13 protein-coding genes and 2 pseudogenes are annotated in these 14,743 nt (G+C 54.7%); 8 read left to right on the top strand and 7 right to left on the bottom strand.

The window, feature by feature from the left end; genetic code table 11:
* Nucleotides 1-12 precede the first annotated feature (12 nt).
* Entirely contained in the window at nucleotides 13-138 is a 126-nt protein-coding gene (locus HCU66_RS08360) for an NAD(P)/FAD-dependent oxidoreductase (RefSeq protein WP_205888033.1), read from the top strand.
* Nucleotides 139-350: 212 nt separating this feature from the next.
* Nucleotides 351-2,534 (top strand): YccS family putative transporter, encoded by a 2,184-nt coding sequence (gene yccS / locus HCU66_RS08355; protein WP_205888032.1) that lies wholly within the window; start codon nucleotides 351-353, stop codon nucleotides 2,532-2,534.
* A gap of 39 nt (nucleotides 2,535-2,573) precedes the next feature.
* Here the strand turns inward: yccS and HCU66_RS08350 are convergent, their stop codons facing one another.
* Nucleotides 2,574-3,311: a substrate-binding periplasmic protein gene (locus HCU66_RS08350; protein ID WP_205888031.1), complete on the bottom strand. Its 738-nt coding sequence runs from the start codon at nucleotides 3,309-3,311 to the stop codon at nucleotides 2,574-2,576.
* A gap of 258 nt (nucleotides 3,312-3,569) precedes the next feature.
* Between HCU66_RS08350 and HCU66_RS08345 the strand changes: the two genes are divergently transcribed.
* The gene (locus tag HCU66_RS08345) at nucleotides 3,570-4,025 is read left to right on the top strand and encodes a GNAT family N-acetyltransferase (protein ID WP_205888030.1); all 456 of its coding nucleotides are present in this window, start codon (nucleotides 3,570-3,572) and stop codon (nucleotides 4,023-4,025) included.
* A 118-nt stretch (nucleotides 4,026-4,143) separates the two neighbouring features.
* Here HCU66_RS08345 and HCU66_RS08340 read toward each other — a convergent pair whose 3' ends face one another.
* Genes HCU66_RS08340 through HCU66_RS08330 form a run of 3 tightly spaced genes read right to left on the bottom strand, consistent with a single transcriptional unit; the run spans nucleotide 4,144 to nucleotide 7,127 of the window.
* A complete protein-coding gene (locus tag HCU66_RS08340; RefSeq protein WP_007937940.1) occupies nucleotides 4,144-4,440 on the bottom strand; it encodes a winged helix-turn-helix domain-containing protein in 297 nt (98 codons plus the stop codon).
* A gap of 26 nt (nucleotides 4,441-4,466) precedes the next feature.
* Nucleotides 4,467-4,958: a M48 metallopeptidase family protein gene (locus tag HCU66_RS08335; RefSeq protein ID WP_205888155.1), complete on the bottom strand. Its 492-nt coding sequence runs from the start codon at nucleotides 4,956-4,958 to the stop codon at nucleotides 4,467-4,469.
* Between the two features lie 45 nt (nucleotides 4,959-5,003).
* Nucleotides 5,004-7,127, bottom strand: a complete 2,124-nt coding sequence (locus HCU66_RS08330) for a putative bifunctional diguanylate cyclase/phosphodiesterase (protein ID WP_205888029.1) — start codon at nucleotides 7,125-7,127, stop codon at nucleotides 5,004-5,006.
* 324 nt (nucleotides 7,128-7,451) lie between these two features.
* Between HCU66_RS08330 and HCU66_RS08325 the strand changes: the two genes are divergently transcribed.
* Both HCU66_RS08325 and HCU66_RS08320 read left to right on the top strand, forming a co-directional pair.
* A complete protein-coding gene (locus HCU66_RS08325) occupies nucleotides 7,452-8,120 on the top strand; it encodes a polysaccharide lyase family 7 protein (RefSeq protein ID WP_205888028.1) in 669 nt (222 codons plus the stop codon).
* A 537-nt stretch (nucleotides 8,121-8,657) separates the two neighbouring features.
* Nucleotides 8,658-9,020, top strand: coding sequence for a DUF6124 family protein (locus HCU66_RS08320; RefSeq protein WP_205888027.1), 363 nt, complete (start codon nucleotides 8,658-8,660; stop codon nucleotides 9,018-9,020).
* Nucleotides 9,021-9,211: 191 nt separating this feature from the next.
* Here HCU66_RS08320 and HCU66_RS08315 read toward each other — a convergent pair whose 3' ends face one another.
* Together HCU66_RS08315 and HCU66_RS08310 are read right to left on the bottom strand one after the other, a co-directional pair.
* The gene (locus HCU66_RS08315; RefSeq protein ID WP_205888026.1) at nucleotides 9,212-9,649 is read right to left on the bottom strand and encodes a hypothetical protein; all 438 of its coding nucleotides are present in this window, start codon (nucleotides 9,647-9,649) and stop codon (nucleotides 9,212-9,214) included.
* Between the two features lie 288 nt (nucleotides 9,650-9,937).
* The gene (locus HCU66_RS08310; RefSeq protein WP_205888025.1) at nucleotides 9,938-10,300 is read right to left on the bottom strand and encodes a hypothetical protein; all 363 of its coding nucleotides are present in this window, start codon (nucleotides 10,298-10,300) and stop codon (nucleotides 9,938-9,940) included.
* A 462-nt stretch (nucleotides 10,301-10,762) separates the two neighbouring features.
* Between HCU66_RS08310 and HCU66_RS08305 the strand changes: the two are divergent.
* A pseudogene (locus tag HCU66_RS08305) lies at nucleotides 10,763-10,981 on the top strand (DUF6124 family protein); the annotation flags it as partial.
* A 212-nt stretch (nucleotides 10,982-11,193) separates the two neighbouring features.
* Here the strand turns inward: HCU66_RS08305 and HCU66_RS08300 are convergent.
* Nucleotides 11,194-12,614: pseudogene (locus HCU66_RS08300) on the bottom strand (IS1182 family transposase).
* Nucleotides 12,615-13,270: 656 nt separating this feature from the next.
* Between HCU66_RS08300 and HCU66_RS08295 the strand changes: the two are divergent.
* Entirely contained in the window at nucleotides 13,271-13,699 is a 429-nt protein-coding gene (locus tag HCU66_RS08295) for a hypothetical protein (RefSeq protein ID WP_205888024.1), read from the top strand.
* Nucleotides 13,700-14,259: 560 nt separating this feature from the next.
* The coding region (locus HCU66_RS08290) for a glycine-rich domain-containing protein (protein WP_420908047.1) at nucleotides 14,260-14,743 on the top strand (484 nt) is incomplete at its 3' end.

Raw genomic sequence — 14,743 nt, 5'->3', positions numbered from 1 at the left:
TNGTCCAAGACCATGGAATCGCTGAAAAGCCCTGGCCTGTATTTCGTCGGCGAAGTGCTCGACGTCACCGGGCATCTGGGCGGTTTCAACTTTCAATGGGCCTGGGCCTCCGGTTACGCGGCGGCGCAGTACGTCTGACCGATCGCGTTATCGTTCTTCGCGGGCAAGCCTCGCTCCTACAAGGGTCACCTAAATCCCTGTAGGAGCGAGGCTTGCCCGCGAAGACGTCCTGACAGGCAACACAGAACGAGGAAGGAACAGATTTTGCTGTCTGATGTGATCGGCGCCATTGCGTCGGCGTCATTAGTGGCTCAATTTAGCGTCATCGCCTCGGAAGGCCTTCGCACTTCATGTCATCGACCACATTTCGGCAGTCTCTGCGTCGCCTCTGGGCGCTGGATAAATTCAGTTACAGCGTGCGGGTGTTCATCGCCCTGACCGGCACCATGGCGCTGTGTTGGTCTCAGGATCAAATGGGGCTGCTGATCCCGTTGTTTCTGGGGATCATCGCCAGTGCCTTGGCCGAAACCGACGACAGTTGGCAGGGCCGCCTCAACGCACTGGCCGTGACGCTGGTGTGTTTTATGGTCGCGGCCCTGTCCGTCGAACTGCTCTTCCCCTACCCCATCCTCTTTATCATCGCCTTTGCCTTGGCCAGTTTCTGCCTGACCATGCTCGGCGCGCTGGGCGAACGTTATGGCGCCATTGCTTCAGCGACGCTGATTCTGTCGGTGTACACCATGATCGGTGTGGACCAGCGCGGCGGCGCGGTCACTGATTTCTGGCACGAGCCGGTGCTGCTGGTGGCCGGTGCGGCGTGGTATGGCTTGCTCTCGGTACTGTGGCAGGCGCTGTTTTCCAATCAGCCGGTGCAGCAAAGCCTGGCGCGGTTGTTCCGTGAACTGGGTTATTACCTGAAACTGAAATCGTCGCTGTTCGAACCGATCCGGCAGATGGACGTGGAAGCGCGTCGCCTGGAGCTGGCCCAGCAGAACGGTCGGGTGGTGGCGGCCCTGAACGCCGCCAAGGAAATCATTCTGCACCGGGTCGGCGATGGCCGGCCGGGCTCGAAACTCAGCCGTTACCTGAAGCTGTACTTCCTCGCCCAGGACATCCATGAGCGCGCCAGCTCCTCGCACTACCCTTACAACGCGCTGGCCGAGGCGTTCTTCCACAGCGACGTGCTGTTCCGCTGTCAGCGCCTGCTGCGCCAGCAAGGCAAGGCCTGCCGCGCGCTGGCTGAATCGATCCAGATGCGCCAGCCGTTCATCTATGACCCAAACTTCGCCGAAGCCCTGAGCGACCTGCACGCTTCCCTCGAACACCTGCGCATCCAGAGCAATCCGGCCTGGCGCGGCCTGTTGCGTTCGTTGCGGGCATTGGCCGCCAACCTCGGCACCCTCGACCGTTTGCTCAGCGACGCCAGCAACCCTGATGCGCTCGCAGACGCCACCGACAGCAGCCTGCTCGACCGTTCGCCACGTAACCTCAAGGATGTCTGGGTGCGGTTGCGCACACAGCTGACGCCAACCTCCTTGCTATTCCGCCACGCCCTGCGCCTGCCCCTGGCATTGAGCGTCGGCTACGCGATGGTGCATTTGATCCACCCCTCGCAAGGTTACTGGATCATCCTCACCACGTTGTTTGTCTGTCAGCCGAACTATGGCGCAACTCGCCGTAAACTTGGCCAGCGGATTAGTGGCACCGCCATCGGTCTGACCGTCGCCTGGGCGCTGTTCGATCTGTTCCCCAACCCGTTGGTCCAGTCGAGTTTCGCCATCGTTGCCGGGGTGGTGTTCTTTACCAACCGCACCACCCGCTACACCCTGGCGACTGCCGCCATTACGGTCATGGTGCTGTTCTGCTTCAACCAGGTGGGTGACGGTTACGGGCTGCTTCTGCCGCGACTGTTCGATACCTTGCTGGGCAGCCTGATCGCCGGCCTGGCGGTGTTTCTGTTCCTGCCAGACTGGCAGGGTCGACGCCTGAACAAAGTGCTGGCCAATACCCTGACCTGCAACAGCATTTACCTGCGCCAGATCATGCAGCAATACGCCGCGGGCAAAAGCGATGACCTGGCTTATCGCCTGGCCCGACGTAACGCGCACAACGCCGACGCCGCGTTGTCGACGACGCTGGCCAACATGCTGATGGAGCCGGGGCACTTCCGTAAGGAAGCGGATGTCGGGTTCCGTTTCCTGGTGCTATCGCACACCTTGCTCAGTTATTTGTCGGGACTGGGGGCACACCGTGAAACCCAACTGCCGACGGGCGTACGTGAGCACTTGATCGACGGCGCCGGCGTGAATCTGGCCGCCAGCCTCGACGAGATCGCCCAAGGCCTGGCGAGCAAACAGCCGGTTGCGATTCAGAGTGATGAGGAAGAAGCACTGGCCAATGAGCTTGAGCAGATGCCGGATGAAATCGATGAAGGGCAGCGGCTGGTGCAGACGCAACTGGCATTGATCTGTCGGCAACTGGGGCCGTTGCGCACGTTGGCGGCGCATTTGATCAAGGACACGAGCGAAGCCTGAGATTTGCAGCGTCAGCTCAGGCACCGCAGGCCTTTCAGATCACATTCCATGCTGCCTGAGCAACTTCTCATAACTCCCATCAGCCTTCATCGCCGCAATCTCGCGGTCGAAACCGGCGACGATCTGTTCATGCTGCGGATTTTTCAGGCTCACCAGAATATGCAGGCTGTTCTCGCTCAACGGCTTGGGCAGGAACTCCACGGCATTGCGCACTTTGGGTGACTCCCGAGCAAGGTAATAACGGGCAACGAACTCGTCTTCCAGGGTCAGCTTGACCCGATCGGCCGCAACCATGCGCACGGCCATGGCGAAGTTATGCACCGGCACCTTCTGCAATGACACATTGTCGTCGAATTCGTGCGAATAGGCATAACCGCGGACCACCGCTATCGGGAAGGTGTGCAGTTGTTGCAGGTTGTTGAATTCGATTGGCGTGTCTTTGCGCTTGAGAAAGCGCACGCGGTTGAGCAGGTACTCGCCGGAAAATTGCCCCAGCTTCGTGCGCTCGTCGGTGTACCAGGTGTTGACCAGTACGTCGTAACGTCCCTCGCCCACCCCAAACAAGGCCCGCGCCCACGGCACCTGTTCGAAACCACTGGCGTAACCGGCTCGGGCCAGTGCGGTGCTGACGATGTCCGTGGCCACACCGCCATTGACCAGCGTGGCGTCGGTAAAGGGTGGCCAGGCATCGGCGACCAGACGCAGTTTTTCCGCTGCAGCGGTCTGTGTCAGCAACAGCAACCCAATCAATGCAAAGGCTCGATGCAATCGCGGCATGCCAGAAAATCCTTAGCGGGCGGGCTGCCCGACGTGTTTTTCAGCCAAAACTCCCGGGCCCTTTACCGGCGAAACCCGGCTCCTAACATTAGTTCATTGAGGTCATTGCACAGCGCTTCTTCGCAGATTACACAAAGAAGGCAGTTTCGCGAGAAATGAATGATGGCATTTTGGGCTTTATCACAGATTTCTCTGCCATAAAGACATCCCGGGCCAGGACGCCTAGTATCGGAGCAACGTTGTTCAAGGAATCTGAAGATGACAATCGATTGGGTCTGCAAACACCACAGCGATCTGGGCAAAGAGCAGCTGTACGCCATTTTGCAGCTACGCGCCGAGGTATTCGTCGTCGAGCAGCAATGCGCTTATCAGGACGTCGATGGTCAGGATCTGGAAGGGGACACTTGCCATCTGATGGGTTGGGACGGGGATCGGCTGGTGGCCTACCTGCGATTGCTCGATCCGCAATTACAAGGCGGCGACGTGGTGATTGGCCGAGTGATCATTGCACCCCCGGCACGCGGTGCCGGGCTTGGGCATGAGTTGATGAATCAGGCGTTGAAACAGGCCGAAAAGCACTGGCCCGGGGTACCGATCTACCTCTCGGCACAGGCACATTTGCAGGGGTATTACGGGCGGTACGGGTTTGTGGTGGTGGGTGAGGAATATCTGGAGGATCAGATTCCGCATATCGGGATGCGCCGCCCGCAATGATTGTTCCCACGCTGATCGTTCCCACGCTCTGCGTGGGAATGCAGCCCGGGACGCTCCGCGTCCCAAGAGCAGACGCAGAGCGTCCATTGAGGCATTCCCACGCAGAGCGTGGGAACGATCAGGGATACTCGAGCACCGCTTTGATCTGCCGCAGATTACGCTCGATCCACCCCCGATCAATCGCCCCCCACTCGCGAATCCGATAGCGCCCCGCATGGTTGCGCGCGCCTTCTTCCTGCTCGAATTCACAGACGATATCCAGGTCCGCCAACGCCGCGATGGTGTCCTGGGCCGTGCGTCGGGGCATGCCGGTCACTTCGGTCAACGCCGGGACGTTGCTGGCCAGCCCGCTGTCGATCAGGTACGCCACGTACAACCGGCGGTAGAAGCTGCTCTTGGTTTTGCTCACATCCATCTGTAGCTCCTTTTGAGCTTGATCTTCTATTGCCTATCCCGCCAAGTCAGGTACACCCGCAAATCGAACTCCACCTGGTGATAGCCCGGCAACATGTGTTCGCACAACTTGTAGAACGCCTTGTTGTGATCCGATTCTTTGAAGTGCGCCAGCTCATGCACCACGATCATTTTCAGAAACTCGGAGGGCGCTTCCTTGAACAGCGAGGCCACCCGAATTTCTTTCTTGGCCTTGAGCTTGCCGCCCTGCACCCGCGAGATCGCGGTATGCAGGCCAAGCGCGCGGTGGGTCAGGTCCAGGCGGTTATCGAATAACACCTTGTCGATGGCCGGGGCGTTACGCAGGTATTCCTGCTTGAGGTCCAGGGCATAGGCGTACAGCGCCTTGTCGCTCTGCACCCCGTGTTTTTCCGGATACCGCTGGCTCAGGTAATCGCCCAGCCGCCCTTCGGCGATCAGTTGGCGAACCTGGTCCTGCAACGCAGCGGGATAGGCCTGGAGGTATTTCAACACGGTCATTGGGGCGGCAACACGAGTCACGAAAAGGTCGCCAGTGTAGCGAATTCAACTCGTCAGCGCGCTCCAGTCGAACGGTTCCACAAAGTGACGGGTGTCCTCGGCCATCAACGGCCGTGCTACCAGAAAGCCCTGCACATACTGGCAACCGTTGGCTTGCAGCCATTCATATTGCGCCACCGTTTCAACCCCCTCGGCGATCACCAGCAGGCCGAACTGTTTGCACAAATCGATGACACTGCGCGCCAGCGCCGCATCCCGTTCGGACCCCGGCAGCCGGGCGATCAAGTGCCGGTCGAGTTTGAGCGTGTCCAGTTCCAGGTCCCGCAAATGCGCCAGCGAACACGCCCCGGCGCCGAAATCATCCAGCGCCACCCGCACCCCCAGATTGCGCAGCAAACGCAGTTGCTTGCGGGTCTCGTCGGGGTTAAGCATCAGGGCCTCTTCGGTGACCTCGACCTCCAGTTGCCGCGGCTTCAAACCATGGCGCTCCAGTACCTGACGCAGCTCGGTGACCAGGTTGGGCAACCCGAATTGCGTGCTGCTCAAACTGACCCCCAGCACCAGGTCTTCGGCAAACAAGGTTTCCCAGGCTTTGCGTTGTTTGGCCCCGCGATGATAAATCCAGCTGCCCAGGCGACTGATCAACCGCGCCTCTTCCAGCAACGGCAAAAACAGCCCCGGCGGTACATCGCCGACACTTGGGTGCTGCCAGCGCAACAACGCCTCGAAGCCGCGAATCTGCCCGTCGGCAATCGCCACCTGGGGCTGATACACCAGGTTGAAATCACGGTTCTCGATGGCCGTGCGCACGCTTTCTTCAAGCATCAACCGCGAGCGCGCACGGCCGTTCATTTCGTGATCGTAGAAGCGATATTGCTGACGCCCGGCGCGTTTGGCTTCGTACATGGCGATGTCGGACGCGCGCATCAGCCCGTCCAGATTCGCCCCGCAATCAGGGTACGTGGCAATGCCGATGCTGGCGCCCAAGGCGATGTCCATGCCATCGATCTGCTGACAGACCGACACCCGCTCGATGAGTTTTTCGGCAATCTTCGCCGCCTGCTCGGGGAGTTCAAGGTCCAGCAGCGCGGTGAACTCATCGCCGCCCATCCGCGCCAGAATATCGAAGGGCCGCAGGCACGCCTTCAATTGCTCGGACACCCAACGCAGCACCCGGTCGCCGGCATCGTGGCCGAGGGAATCATTGACCCGCTTGAAGCCGTCGAGGTCCAGGTACAACAGCACCCAAGTGCTGTCGGAGCGTTCGCCGCGCAGCAGCAGATTTTCAACGGTCTGGTAGAAACCCCGGCGATTGAGCAGCCCGGTCAGCGGGTCGGTCACCGCCTGGAACTCCAGTTGCTGATGCAGATGGCGCACCACCGACATGTCCAGCACCGTCACCACCATCGCATGTTGTTCGGCGGGCAACGGCGCGCAAGACAACGCCACCGGCACTTGCTGACCGGGCGCGGTACGCAGCAGCGCATCGTGCAGGCGCAGGGTTTCACCGCGTTTGTAACCGGCAAACAGCTCGGAATCGGCCCAGATCGGGATGTGCGGTTTTTGCAGGAAATCCAGAAACTCTTTGCCTTGCAGGTCATGCACCGTGGCATTGAGCAGGCGCGACATCGCCGGGTTGGCAAAACGAATCAGCCCGTCCTCACCCACCACCAAAATGCCTTCGGCAGCGTTATCCAGCACCGAGGCATTGAAGGCCCGGGCGACTTCCAGGTCATGGCTCAACCGCTGCAAGGCGCGGCGATTACGCTGGTGCTCGAGCAACGCCTGGACTTTGGGTTTGAGAATTTGCGGGTCGAACGGTTTAAACAGGTAATCCACCGCGCCACTGGCGTAGCCCCTGATCACAGCGTCCTGAGACTGTTCGTTAGCGGTCAGGAAAATGATCGGCGTGAGGCAGGTGCGCTGGCTGCCACGCATCAGGCGCGCCACCTCGAAACCGTCCATGCCCGGCATCTGCACATCCAGCAGCACCAGGTCGACATCGTGTTCGAGTAAAAGGTTGAGGGCTTCAAAACCGGAAGCCGCGGTCATCACCTGCCAGTCCTGGCGCTGCAACAATGCGCGCATGCTGAGCAGGTTTTCAGGGTAATCATCGACAATTAAAAGGATTGAGTTGCCTTCAGCTGGCATAGGTTGTGCGCATTCCATGCTGCATCTCTTGTGCGGGACGTCAGGCCGGTCTCTTGTGAAAACCGGTCACCTATTGCGACTTCACTCTAGACCCGGATCCCCGAAAGCAGAAGCTGTCAGTGCGCCACCATTTAGACAAAGTTTCACAAGCCGACTAACGGTAAGTCCTGCAGGCCCCCGGAAACCGGGAAAGATGGCACTTCGACAGGTTGTTGACGTCAACCATCTGCCGTACGGGCATTAACAAAGATTTCTTCTACGCTTATAAAGACCCCCCCCCCGAAGGCGCGGGCTAGAGCTTCTGGCACGTGCGTGCAGTAAAAAAATGTGGAAGCTTGAATTATGATCGATCTCGCAACCTGGAACCTCAGCGTTCCTGTCGGCAGCCCGCCGTACACCGTCGAAACCACCAAGCTGGTGGACGGCTTCAAGGATCAATACTTCCACTCCGACACCGGCACCCTGTTTTTCTGGACCCCGGTCACCGGCACCCGCACGGAAAACGCGATCTACCCTCGCACCGAACTGCGCGAAACCTACAGCAACGGCACGCTGAAAAACTGGCACTACCCCGACGCCGACAATTTCCTGCGAGCGACCCTGGCGGTCAACCAGGTGCCCAGTTCGGGCAAGATCGTCATTGGCCAGATTCACGCCTATAAGAGCCAAAAGCCCTTGGTGAAGGTCGAGTATCAATACAAAACCTCCACCTCGACCGGCAACATCGTCGCCAAAGTCCGCATGCACCCCGACGACGACACCGCCCGGGTCATCACCATCGCCACTGGCGTGAAACTCAATCAGGAATTCTCCTACCTCATCCACCTCAGCCCAGGTGGAGCATTGGGCATCAGCGCGGCGGGCTACCAGTGGGACACCGACATCAGCGCGATGTGGAGGGATAAACCGCTGTACTTCAAGGCCGGGGCTTATGTGCAGGACAACACTGGGTACACCAGCGAGGGCGGGGAAGTGACGTTCAGCAGGCTGGATATCGATCACGATACGTAATCCCAGGACCCCGGGCATCCGCAAAACCCGCAGGAATCCACCCATTGTGGCGAGGGGGCTTGCCCCCGTTGGGCTGCGATAGCAGCCCCAAACCCTGCCACCCCATTCTTGCTGGTACAGCGCACACCCAGTTTACGACGGCTACGCCGCCGAACGGGGGCAAGCCTCCTCGCCACAGCCCCCACTTAAACGCCCACGTTTAAAGACACTCAGCGTTACTTCATGCCCCCTACAACGGCTTGCGTCGCCGCCTACAGGTACGCCAGAATCCGCCGGCTTGTGCGCCTGGAGGGCCGCCGGTAACTTGATTCGCATCACTGATTCCCAGTGATCGGGTTTAGTAGCCCGTGGTTTCTAGCTGGATGTACAAGCAACTGTCAGTCAGGCATTTCGTTACCTGCGCTTGATGGTGGCTGTGCGCAGGGCACCTTTGGGTGCGCCGGCTTGCTAGATACCCCGGTCTACTAACCTGCGTACAGTTACCTCCACTTTGTTTAGTAGCCAGAGCGGAGGTACTCCAAATCAGGTATCTAGCAAATGATTAAACCTACACCTAACCCGCCGGTCACAGACCCGGCATCCCCCTACGAATCCCTCAATTCAAAAAAACTCCACGAAGCCGCCGAGCGCGCCCTCGACCATTACCTCAACCCGGCCGCCCAAATCATGGCCTCCACCAACGAACCCGAGCCCATGTACCTCGCCAACCCGAAGTACAACACCGAAGCCCTGCTGGCCAACGCCAGCGAAACACTCGGCTCGGCCACCATCATGCTCAACAATTTCGCAGCATTGCTGGAGACCTCACATCGCAAGACCCTGCTGGGCATTGCGCAAGTGGTCATGCTCGGTGAACTGGCGGTGAATCAGGCGCTGGATCATGTCGAACTGAAGGAGTAATCGCGGCTCGGTTGGAGCGATGCGAACTAAATACCCCCAATTGCAAACCCGCCTTTAAACGGGTTTGCAATGACAGATCCCTCATTTTTTAAGCAAAGACCCGCATCATGGCGAGTCTTTTAATTATGCACGAATCACGAAAACATCTACTCTTGACCCCGCTAAAGTTTTAGCCATGCTTTAAATCAAGGCTAAACTATCGTTATGAACGACGAAGAAAAAACATAAACTGTATTTGTACTAGTCGAAGTTAAAGACCCATAAAATTCAATGAGCCCTAGACCAAGCATGTTCAGGGCTGGCATACCGACCATTATCAGATGTTCCTGCGAAACCCCAGCCCCATAACTCTGAAAGGTGTGGGCATATTGAAAACTTGCCGCTGTATTTCCCGCAGTTAAATTGTCACCATAATAATCAAGCTGATCACCCGACTGAATAACAATGGAATTTTTTGAAATTTTTAAATTACATCCACCCAAAAACTGATACTGGGCGAAGGGCTTATTGTATTTTTTGTACGCAACATTATTCGGATCCTTAGGGTCCAACCCTATTTCCTTCTCGGCAGGGAAGTTGCTATCCGAGTAAAAAATACTGAGAGCCGGCACGACTTTATAGCTAGGCATTATACACCACCAAAAATTATGATTAAGTTAATTCACTACTACTACCCCAACAAGACCATACGCTGCCAATCAAACATGAGGGCTAGACACTTTTAGCAACTTATACCTAGAAGCTCTGAAACATATCAAGCAATCGCACACTTGCAAGAAAGAAAAAGGACTGATTTATTTCTTCACTGCCCCCACGCAAAAAAAGGGGACAATTTAATAAACCTGCTTTAATAAATCCGCCCCTTTCTTTTTAAGCTGGATATGAACAAGTGGTAGCGACTTGCCTGATTAGTAACGTTATTGTGGGTGCCATCCTCCTGTTAGGTGATATTCGTTCATGGCACAACGAACGACCGTCCCAATAGCACCAATGACTGCTGTACAAACTATTGCCGTAAGGGCTGCAGCGATAGGAACGAGCCTAACCTCATGGTAATAATAAGGTTGATGATGATCAGATTCATCAATCTTCAGAACCTCAATATCACTTACATTAACAGATTTAACTCTACCGTCTGTTGTCGTCACAATGAAAGCATTTGCAGTATTATCCACTCCTGTCAACTTACCACTTATGGACTGACCATCTTTCGTTTTAACTTCTAATGGATCTCCCGCTTCGACAAGCGTCTCAATTTTGTAGATCATTCTGGATTTCATTTTAATATTATCCTTTCGATTGACGAGTTTTTACTTTGCCCCCTCCTGCGTAAAAAAAGTACTGTTAAAAATGATAGTTTTCTAGAACCTCAGGAAGTAAACATTAGTTTCTATCTCACTTTTCGCTATATCTATTTCTAAAAATAGCTCACGGAGGCACAAAGACGCATATCAACGCTGACGTAGTGTCGGGGCTGGTTCATCACGTTCATCAGAGAAAAGGGGACGGACAGAAAAGGGGAGCGACAGAAAAGGGGACACCCATTAGCCGGTCTCAAGTCAAGGTTAAAAGCCACCGCGCCCTGCAGTGTTTAACTGCAGGGTTTGCCCTTTAACTCAACCTGATCGGTTGAACCCGTCGAACCCGAGTNCGGTCTCAAGTCAAGGTTAAAAGCCACCGCGCCCTGCAGTTAAACACTGCAGGGTTTGCCCTTTAACTCAACCTGATCGGTTGAACCCGTCGAACCCGAGTCCATGTACCTCGCCAACCCGAAGTACAACACCGAAGCCCTGCTGGCCAACGCCAGCGAAACACTCGGCTCGGCTACTGTCATGCTCAACAATTTCGCAGCATTGCTGGAGACCTCCCATCGCAAGACCCTGCTGGGCATTGCGCAAGTGGTCATGCTCGGTGAACTGGCGGTGAACCAGACACTGGATCACGTCGAATTGAAGGAGTAATCGCGGCTCGGCTGGAGCAAATGCTAACCAANAGCATCCTTTCGATTGAAGGAGTAATCGCGGCTCGGCTGGAGCAAATGCTAACCAATTCTCTCCAATAAGAAACCCGCCTCTCCAGACTGTGTGAAAACACACTGAAGGCGCTTCAAGCCAACGCCCCGACTTGCTCGGGGCGTTGGCTTTTGAGTGTACGGCAGACGAAAAAAGGCTTTTCAACCCATCAATGCCATCATCTGGCGTGCACCCAACACGTTAATCGCTCGTTTCAGGTTATAGGCGCTCACCGCCAAGGCCATTTCAGCCCTCGCGCCTTCAAGCTGTCGCAGCAAGAAGCGAGCGTTGCCAAACAGCCACTGCTTCAGACGAAAGGATGCTCCACGATGGATCTTCGGCTGACCATCATTTCGGGGTGTGCTTGCATTCGCCGTTCCATTCGCTCGAAAGCTTCTTCGTGCACGTGGCGTGAGATGTATCGGCGTTGGGCGTCGGTGCATTGCGCTTTTAACGGGCAGCTTGCGCAGTCACTGACCGCCGCCTGGTAGATACGACCCTTATTGCTGATCTGTTTAAAGGCCAGCGATTTACCGGTGGGACATTGATAGCGATCCTGCGACGCGTCGTAGGTAAACATCGTTCGGTCGAAGAACGCCTGTTCCTTGCCGCAGGAGTTGCTTGACCGAGCCGACGGTACATAAGCCGTTATGTTTTCATCCTCACAAGCCTGGAACTGCTTGCCATTTGAATAGCCCATATCAGCAATGACCGTCAGTTCATCTTGTTGCAGTTGCTCTTTGGCGGCCTTGGCCATCGGTTCAAGCTGCTTACGATCATCGCTGTCCTGAGTCACTTCATGATGCAGAATCAGGCAATGTTCGGCATCTACGGCTGTCTGTACGTTGTACCCGACCCGCGGCCCTTTGTGCGTGCGCATCATTCGAGCATCGCTTTCGTGGGTATTGAATTGCTCAAGTGCCATTGATTTCATCAGCGCTTGGCACGTCAGGTTGTTGGAATGCCTGATTTCAAGTTGCGCTAAAGCCGTCTTGATCGCGCTACGGTCAACCTTCTCGTCGGCTTCGGTTTTATCCGCCTCATCCAGATCGGCCAGGTGCTGGGCAATGCGTTTGTCCAGCTTCTGCTCCTGGTGCTTGAGCCGGTGCAAACTCGTATGGCGCCGCGATGAAGCAACAGCCTGGAACTTGCTGCCATCAATCGCCACCAAATCACCCGCGATCAAACCCGCTGTGCGGCAAAACTGGACGAAGGCCCGGCACGTCGCGATAAAAGCGGGTTTGTTGTCTTTACGGAAGTCGGCGATGGTCTTGAAGTCGGGCTTGAGGCGGTTGATCAGCCACATCACTTCGATGTTGCGCTGGCACTCGGCTTCGAGACGCCGGGATGAACGGATGCGCTGGAAATAACCGTAGAGGTAGAGCTTTAGCTGATCGGCAGGATCATAAGAGGGGCGCCCTGTGCCTTTAGGCTGCGCTTTATCAAAGCCCAGTTGCACCAGATCCAGTTTAGTGACGTACAGGTCAATGACTCGAACGAGGTGATCCTCGGGGATCAACTCTTCCAACGAGACCGGAAACAGGCTGGTCTGACTGCGGGACTGTCCTTGGATGTAAGCCATAACGAAAAGAAAATGCTCCGTATCTTTCGATACGGAGCATTTTCTTTGAGCACCGCGCAGATTGCTAGGTTTTCACACAGTCTGTCTCGGCGGGTTTCTTATGAAAATTTCTGACCTAATTAGCCCTTCTACTGTTCTGATTTGCGATAAAGCAGAATCCTTTATCGCAAATGAAGATAAAAAACTATCAACTTTGACAGTACCTGCCATCTTACAAATCCACGAACATAAAACCCCTAACGCAAGATCACCCGGCAATCCCAAAAGCTTTATGTATTGTCACCAGTCGAACTTCAAATGAGACTTTGATCATGGCACGCCAAAATATTACAAACATTACACCCAGCGAAGGCCCATATCGCTCCTTGGTAGTTAACGAAACTACTAGCTTTCCGTATACAGGAATATTTTTCTGGATTAAGCCCTTCATACAAGGTGTACAGCCCGCGTGGATAGCTGTAGCTCAGGGACAGACTGATAGTGCAGGAAACTTCAATGTACCGGTGCAGTTTTCCCCTCCTAACGACCAAATGAGTGATTATGCGATCACTCTTCTTACGGAACATCCAGACCTACCTTAACCATAGCGTTCAACTCCCCCCTTCGAATACCGCTGGACATTGCTTCCAACGAGATCGGCTTGAGCCGGAGTAATCATGCCAACACCAACGAGTATCGCTTTACCGCCGGTTTCCGGTTTTTCTTCCGGAGTCCAACCCAAAATTTACAATGCGACACCGCCAGGAACATTTACGTCGCCACCGCAAGTCCTTCCTATTTTCAGCATAGCCAACCGCTACATCTCTGTTTTGCACTTACTTGATCAGAATACGCGGATAAATGACACAGTCATCTACCATCTTTATCCGGTGCCTTCTGCCGGTCTTCCTACCATAACACCTGTTCAATCATTACTAACGCTGCAAACACTGCAAGGTTTCTTAAATTATAGGGCAGAGCATTTTGTATCCGAAATCGCTTACAAGTTTGCAAAAGCCGGCACTTACGACCTTTACTATGAGCAGACCAATGCCAGCAACACTTACACTGTAATCTCTCAAAATTTACGCTTTATTGTTCAATAGAACACCTGGTTTCCGCGTAACTCCAGACGAAAAAACCGCCTTTCTCGGCGTTTTTTTCATCAATACGTTTTAACACTCTGGCTCGGCTCACCTTAGCGTTCAACTCACCTTCAAATACCCTTACCCATAGGTTTACACCTTAACCCCGACGCAACAGTGTCATTCAGCGCCACCACNTAACCCCGACGCAACAGTGTCATTCAGCGCCACCACCCTCCCTGAATAACTGGCTGGACGATGATCCTTGCTTCTATGAACTTTGACCAACCGAATCTATTCGGCGTGAACGCTATAAATTATTTATGGAACAGGTTATCCCAACACACGAGTTAAAACTTATAAGGGAGTCACTCCAGCGCGGCCAGCTTACCGGCACCTCTCGGTTCGTCGACAAAATCGAAGACATCACTGGAAAACTAATAATTTCCAGTGGCCAAGGTCGCCCTGAAAAACCAAACTGAATAGCACAGGGGGAATTTAATAAATCTGCCACTTTTCTTCTAAGATTTGCAAATTCATTCCAAAACGATATAAAAAACTATTAGTTTTAACAGGTCGCCATGCAAAAAATCAAAGCTATATTCACCTCGCCATATCCAATACAAGACAATATAAATCCATTTCAATGGACATTCAAAATCTTACAAGGAGATATAATCATGTTACAAAACAGAACGACTAGCATATTTGACATCAGAGAGCCCTTCACACCTACATTAAAACCTTCTCTCTCGTTATTATTTGGACTACTAGCAACCAGTATTATCATACCTACCCATGCTACCACTGCAATCTATAATCAAGTGGGTTCTTATTCGTTTAAAGCCCCTAATGGAATCAATGAATTAAAATTCACTGTTATCGGCTCGGGGGGTGGGGGTGGGGGAGGTGGGGGAGCTTTTGATTTAGGCGCAAAAGGGCGTGGTGCAGGGGGCGGAGGCGGAGGCGGGGGTAGCAGCGCTACTTGTACGATAGCAGTGAAACCTGGCGATGATTTAATCATTGTAGTGGGAGCGGGTGGTCTTGCCGGAAATGGCGCTCCAC

This window comes from Pseudomonas frederiksbergensis (genome assembly GCF_017114915.1).
Classification (GTDB): domain Bacteria; phylum Pseudomonadota; class Gammaproteobacteria; order Pseudomonadales; family Pseudomonadaceae; genus Aquipseudomonas; species Aquipseudomonas frederiksbergensis_I.
This window is presented reverse-complemented; position numbering and strand designations above follow the sequence as displayed.

Excerpts from the sequence above, each read along its gene's own strand:
- HCU66_RS08325 (WP_205888028.1), top strand. The coding sequence starts at position 7,452 with ATGATCGATCTCGCAACCTGGAACCTCAGCGTTCCTGTCGGCAGCCCG.
- HCU66_RS08360 (WP_205888033.1), top strand. The coding sequence starts at position 13 with ATGGAATCGCTGAAAAGCCCTGGCCTGTATTTCGTCGGCGAAGTGCTC.
- HCU66_RS08295 (WP_205888024.1), top strand. The coding sequence starts at position 13,271 with ATGCCAACACCAACGAGTATCGCTTTACCGCCGGTTTCCGGTTTTTCT.
- HCU66_RS08335 (WP_205888155.1), bottom strand. The coding sequence starts at position 4,958 with ATGACCGTGTTGAAATACCTCCAGGCCTATCCCGCTGCGTTGCAGGAC.
- HCU66_RS08310 (WP_205888025.1), bottom strand. The coding sequence starts at position 10,300 with ATGAAATCCAGAATGATCTACAAAATTGAGACGCTTGTCGAAGCGGGA.
- HCU66_RS08350 (WP_205888031.1), bottom strand. The coding sequence starts at position 3,311 with ATGCCGCGATTGCATCGAGCCTTTGCATTGATTGGGTTGCTGTTGCTG.
- HCU66_RS08315 (WP_205888026.1), bottom strand. The coding sequence starts at position 9,649 with ATGCCTAGCTATAAAGTCGTGCCGGCTCTCAGTATTTTTTACTCGGAT.
- yccS (WP_205888032.1), top strand. The coding sequence starts at position 351 with ATGTCATCGACCACATTTCGGCAGTCTCTGCGTCGCCTCTGGGCGCTG.
- HCU66_RS08320 (WP_205888027.1), top strand. The coding sequence starts at position 8,658 with ATGATTAAACCTACACCTAACCCGCCGGTCACAGACCCGGCATCCCCC.
- HCU66_RS08345 (WP_205888030.1), top strand. The coding sequence starts at position 3,570 with ATGACAATCGATTGGGTCTGCAAACACCACAGCGATCTGGGCAAAGAG.
- HCU66_RS08340 (WP_007937940.1), bottom strand. The coding sequence starts at position 4,440 with ATGGATGTGAGCAAAACCAAGAGCAGCTTCTACCGCCGGTTGTACGTG.
- HCU66_RS08330 (WP_205888029.1), bottom strand. The coding sequence starts at position 7,127 with ATGGAATGCGCACAACCTATGCCAGCTGAAGGCAACTCAATCCTTTTA.